The sequence below is a fragment of the Duncaniella sp. genome (assembly GCF_029054785.1).
Taxonomy (GTDB): Bacteria; Bacteroidota; Bacteroidia; order Bacteroidales; family Muribaculaceae; genus Duncaniella.
Genome location: NZ_JAIDEN010000005.1, coordinates 1 through 4,870 on the forward strand (window position 1 = coordinate 1; position 4,870 = coordinate 4,870).

At 51.6% G+C, this 4,870-nt stretch carries 5 protein-coding genes; all 5 read right to left on the reverse strand.

What is annotated here, in order from left to right; genetic code table 11:
• Positions 1–244: 244 nt before the first annotated feature.
• Positions 245–1,018: a prephenate dehydrogenase/arogenate dehydrogenase family protein gene (locus K2H17_RS00095; RefSeq protein ID WP_300130005.1), complete on the reverse strand. Its 774-nt coding sequence runs from the start codon at positions 1,016–1,018 to the stop codon at positions 245–247.
• A 50-nt stretch (positions 1,019–1,068) separates the two neighbouring features.
• Positions 1,069–2,136, reverse strand: a complete 1,068-nt coding sequence (locus K2H17_RS00100) for a bifunctional 3-deoxy-7-phosphoheptulonate synthase/chorismate mutase type II (RefSeq protein WP_300130007.1) — start codon at positions 2,134–2,136, stop codon at positions 1,069–1,071.
• A gap of 46 nt (positions 2,137–2,182) precedes the next feature.
• The gene (locus K2H17_RS00105; protein ID WP_300130008.1) at positions 2,183–3,349 is read right to left on the reverse strand and encodes an aminotransferase class I/II-fold pyridoxal phosphate-dependent enzyme; all 1,167 of its coding nucleotides are present in this window, start codon (positions 3,347–3,349) and stop codon (positions 2,183–2,185) included.
• A gap of 50 nt (positions 3,350–3,399) precedes the next feature.
• Positions 3,400–4,245: a prephenate dehydratase gene (locus tag K2H17_RS00110; protein ID WP_300130009.1), complete on the reverse strand. Its 846-nt coding sequence runs from the start codon at positions 4,243–4,245 to the stop codon at positions 3,400–3,402.
• 322 nt (positions 4,246–4,567) lie between these two features.
• The coding region (locus K2H17_RS00115) for a PD-(D/E)XK nuclease family protein (RefSeq protein WP_300130011.1) at positions 4,568–4,870 on the reverse strand (303 nt) is incomplete at its 5' end.

Here is a 4,870-nt window from a genome sequence, read left to right on the forward strand (position 1 = left end):
GGTGGTGTGAGAGGTCGGTAAACGCGAAAGTAGGAGATAAACACCCTATGATTAGTGTTTACCTCCTACTCGATTGGTGAATGGTCTATTGCTTATATCGAACTCACGTTATACTAAAAAATAAGAATAACTTATAACAGTATAGCTGTTATAGATGATTAAAACTAAATGCACATTCAACAGGCGTTTGCTGTTGAATGTGCATTTGGGTATAGGAGTGAGTATTGATCTGTTTCGACGACGATTAGTCTACGTTCTGGCGGACGCGGGCGAGGTAGGCTTTCATTGCTTCGCTGTCGTGGCGCTGGATGATGTCGAGGAGTTCGGACATCTGAGACTGGATCTTCATCAGCTGTTCGGGGGTGTTGGGATTGAAGAGGATTTCGCTGACAAGATAGTCGTCTTCCGACATGAGTCCGCGCGCGATCTGCATGTGGCGCTTGAAGGTTGTACCCGGCGCTTCCTGATGCTTCATCACTCCTGCAAATGCCAGTGTGGCGGCAAAGGGAATGGAGAGCGAGTAGGCTATGGTTTCGTCATGCTCCTTGAATGTATATTCAACGATATTGAGATGCAGGCGTGTGTAGATGTCGCGGAAGAAGATTTTGCCGAGATGGTCGCCCTCGCTGATGATGATGGCGTTTTCGTTGCTCAGATTGCTGAGTGAGGCGAATGTGGGTCCAAACATCGGGTGGGTGCTGACGAAGGGATGACCGCATTCGGCGTAAAATTCAGGCAGGCCGGTCTTTACGGAGGCGATGTCGCTGATTATGCACGATTTCGACAGATAGGGCAGCACGGCCTTGAAGGCATCGAGGGTATATTTGACGGTGGATGCGTTGATGACAAGCTGAGGATCGAATTCGCGGATCTCTTCGAGGTCTTTGAACCGCTGGGCGTTGAAGGTGAAGCGCAGACGTTTCGGGTCAGGGTCATAGACTGCTACGTCGTGGTCGAACGATAGCAGGTCGCAGAAGAAACTGCCCATTTTTCCGGCTCCGAGAATCAGAATTTTCATGATGCAGTGGTGGTGTGGATGGGGTTATTCCGGACTTTGTGACAAGTCGTTTATTTGTTGATCTCGACCTGGAGGCGCACTGACTCTTCATGGATGGCCGAGAGGATGGAGCGCATGAAGTCTTCGCCGATGCCCATTGACTTGGCGGCAAGGATGCGGGTGTTCATGATGTCGCCGTAGCGGTTGGGCTGTACGACCGGCATGTTGTGGTCGCGTTTGTAGGCGCCAATTTCGCGTGAGATGTTCATTCGCTTTGCCAGCACTTCGAGAAGTTCGTTGTCAAGCTGGTCGATCTGGCGGCGGAGTTGCACAAGGCTTTCGGCGGGTGCCGGAGCGTCGCGGTAGACGAGGTTGTCGAGAATCACGCTGAGTACTTCGGGAGTGATCTGTTGGTTCTTGTCGCTCCATGCGCAGTCGGGGTTGCAGTGGCTTTCAATGATCAGACCGTCGAAGCCCATGTCAAGAGCCTGCTGAGAGAGTGAGGCGATCAGTTCGCGTTTGCCGCCGATGTGGCTCGGATCGCAGATGATGGGGAGCTGCGGGTAGCGGATGCGGAGTTCAAGGGGGATGCGCCACTGCGGATGGTTGCGGTAGATGTGTTCGCCGTAGGTCGAGAAGCCGCGGTGGATCACACCGAGGCGGGTGATGCCCGCGTTGTAGAGACGTTCAAGGGCGCCGATCCAGAGTTCAAGGTCCGGGTTGACGGGATTTTTGACCAGTACGGGGATGTCACGGCCGCTTTCGCGCAACACGTCGGCGATCTCCTGCATGGCAAAGGGATTGGCCGAAGTTCTGGCGCCGATCCAAAGGAGGTCAAGGTCATATTCGAGGGCGGCTTCGACATGGCTGCGGTTGGCGACTTCGGTCGAGATCTTCATTCCGGTTTCCTGACGCGCTTTGTTGAGCCATGCAAGTCCGGGGACGCCTACGCCTTCGAATCCGCCGGGTTTGGTGCGGGGTTTCCAGATGCCGGCACGATAGATTTTCACGCCTTTGCGGGCGAGCTGGGAGGCTGTTTCGAGTACCTGTTCTTCTGTCTCGGCGCTGCACGGGCCTGAGATTATGATCGGTTTGGAGAGTTCAACTCCGTCAATTGCGAGCGGTTGGATATTTTCCATGTGGCTATGGGGTATATATGAGGGGTAAGTGTTTGAATTATTCTGTTTATCTGTTTTCAAGATCGCGGATGCGCTGAAGAGCTTCTTTCATTCTTTCTTCTGTCGCGCAGAGCGAGATGCGGATATAGCGGTTGCCGTTTGATCCGAATATGAAACCGGGGGTGAGGAAGACTTTGGCATCGTGGAGCAGACGGTCGGCCAATGCTTCTGACGAGACTGCCGGGTCGTCGATGCGTCCCCAGAGGAAGAGTCCTCTTTGAGTTGGATCGAAAGAGCATCCGAGGGCGGTCATGATCTCCTCTGCCACTTTGCGGCGCGATCCGTAGAGAGCGTTGACTTCGTCATACCAGCTTTTGTCGGCTTCAAGGGCTTTTGCGGCTGCGAGCATCAGCGGTTTGAACTGTCCGGAGTCAATGTTGCTCTTCACTTTCAGTATCCATGATATGAATGTCGGATTCGAAGCCGCCATCCCGACACGCCATCCGGGCATGTTGTGGCTCTTGCTCAGAGAGTTCATCTCGATGGCGATTTCTTTGGCTCCAGGAATCTGGAGAATGCTCATCGGGCAGTCGTTGAGAATGAAGGAGTAGGGGTTGTCGTTGACGATCACAATGCCGTGTTTCTTGCCGAAAGCGATCGCTTTTTCAAAAGTCTCCATCTTGGCAGCGGCTCCTGTCGGCATGTGGGGATAGTTGAGCCACATGAGCTTTATGCGTTCGAGCGGGAGTTTTTCAAGCGCGTCAAAGTCAGGTTGCCATCCGCTTTCCTCGGTCAGATCGTAATTGAAGATCTCGGCGCCGACCAGTCGGCTTATTGAGGAATAGGTTGGATAGCCGGGATTTGGCACAAGCACACCGTCGCCGGGATTCAGAAACGCGAGAGAGATGTGGGTGACGGCTTCTTTGGATCCGATGAGAGGCTGTATTTCCGATTTGGGGTCAAGCTCAACGCCGTACCATTTCCCATACCAGTCGGAGAATGCCTGGCGAAGTTCCGGAAGGCCCACGTGGGGCTGGTAGCCGTGATTGCCGGGTTCGGCCAAAGCTGCTGTCATGGTATCGATGACATCTTTGTGGGGCGGACGGTCAGGGCCACCGATGCCGAGCGAAATGACATCGTGTCCGGCGGCTTTCATGGCTGCCACTTCCTTGAGCTTTGTGGAGAAATAGTATTCCTTTATGTTTTCAACTCTTTGAGAAGGTCTGATTTCCATCGTTGTATCAATAATAGGGGGGATTGTTAGATCTTTGAGAGGTTGGTCGCTTAGTGGGTGATCTGAGCTTCGGCGTATTCTCCGAGCACTTTCAGGTCTTTGATCAGTGGTCTGACGGCTTCCATAGCCTGGTGATAGCGGACAAGGCTGTCAAAAGTGAAATCAACGTAGAACCGATATTCCCATTCGCGTCCGATGATGGGCATTGACTGTATTTTGGAGAGATTTATGTCAAAAAATGAGAGTATAGTCAGTATTTTCGAGAGAGCGCCCTGGGTGTGGGGGGTGGTGAAGACGATCGAGGCTTTGTTTATGTCGCGTTCATCAGGACCGTATTCAGAGGCGAGGAGCGGGTCGGCCAGAATCAGGAAGCGGGTGAAGTTGCGCTTGTTTGTCTCGATTCCGCGTTCAAGGATGTTGAGCCCGTAGAGATTGGCCGCGTATTCGCCGCAGACGGCTGCATGGCCTGTCAGATTGCCTTCGGAGATTTCTTTGGCGCTACCGGCTGTGTCGAGCCGCTCCACGATTTTCAGATTGGGATGACGTCGCAGAAACTGTTCGCACTGCATGAGGGCCATCGGGTGGGAATTGACTTCTGAAAGTTCGTCGATGGTCTGGCCCGGCAGAGAGGCAAGCACATGGGAAATGCGGAGTTTCAGCTCTCCGATGATCGAGAGGTTGCTCTGGCGCAGAAGCTCGTGGTTTTGAAGGAGGCTTCCTGCAATGGTGTTTTCGATCGCCATGATGCCGAAGAGGGAGGCATCGTTGGCCAGAGTCTCGAACATCGCCGGGAATGTCTCACAAGCCACAGTCTGAATTTCTTCTCCGTTAAAATAGAGATGGGCGGCGGCATCGTGATAGCAACCGGCTACTCCCTGTATCGTGACCTTTTTCATTGTCAATGTCTGCTAATTAAAAAATCCCGTTTTCACACTGGAGAACGGGATCAAAATTCGATATTATAATAAATTCGTCTGATGCAAAAATTCACACATGCAAATCCCGTTCTTATTTTTTGTCAAAATAAAAATAATAAAAATAGGAGTATGCGTAAAATCGCTTCATGTCTTATTTTGAAGAATCGTTGTTAATTTTATGCCACAAAAGTATGAATTCTTTGAAGAACCACCAAATAAAAAGCAAGAAAAATGGATGTTTTACTATGAAAATATCACTTTTGCGCTCGGATTATGTAAAAATATCAAGCGCTTTGTTGCTTTAGACAGGAATTTCGATGATCTCTCCGCTGTCAAGATAATAGAGATAGGCCCGCAGCTTGCGGTAGCCGAGTCCGGAGAGCAGGGTGACATATTCGACAAGCTGTCGGCGATATTTTTTTGCAGGCTGTGAGCCGCTTTTGAAGTCAATGATGTCGATATGGCCGTCGGCTGTCCAGACAACACGGTCCGGCCGTCGGGTTTCAGCGGTAGAAATGACAATAGGCCGTTCGATCAGCAGACGGGTGTAGCCGGAGAACCATCGTATGTCTCTTATACACATATTAAGCAGCCGAAGAAGCTT